Below are 452 nucleotides of genomic sequence, written 5' to 3' on the forward strand. Positions count from 1 at the left end.
GCACTGAAGTGGCCACGCTCCACGGTCCGTTTAGCGAGGTGGCGCTGAACCAGATGCCGTTCTCCACCGCCCACCAACTGTCGTTGCCGACTCGAATAATCGGTGTGGCGCTGTTGATCACGTATTGCAGCGGCGTATTGCTGATCGCTTTGAGCTGCGGCTCACCGTCAAATTGCGGTGTCGTCATCTTCACCGCGCTCTTGTTGATCGCCGACGTCTGCGGGATGGCCGCCGCAATGGCCGCCTCCTGCGCCTGTGGCGTGCCGGCTACCGAGGCCTTGACGTTCTCTTTGGCGCTGTCGTCAGGAATATTGGCAAAGTCGGCCGGCAGTTTGTCTGCCGGGACAAAGGTCCATGGCCCGCTCATGTCGCTGGCGCGGAACCAGCGCCCGGAGATCAGCACGTAACTGTTCTGGTCGCCGATTTCCTTGAAAATGTGCCCGGTGGTGTTG

Annotated in this window: 1 pseudogene; it reads right to left on the reverse strand. The window is 60.8% G+C overall.

Going from position 1 to position 452, the window contains the following annotated elements:
• A pseudogene (locus tag J5M56_RS25295) lies at positions 1–452 on the reverse strand (autotransporter); the annotation flags it as partial.

Source organism: Pseudomonas sp. 51_B (assembly GCF_017491595.1).
Taxonomy (GTDB): Bacteria; Pseudomonadota; Gammaproteobacteria; order Pseudomonadales; family Pseudomonadaceae; genus Aquipseudomonas; species Aquipseudomonas promysalinigenes.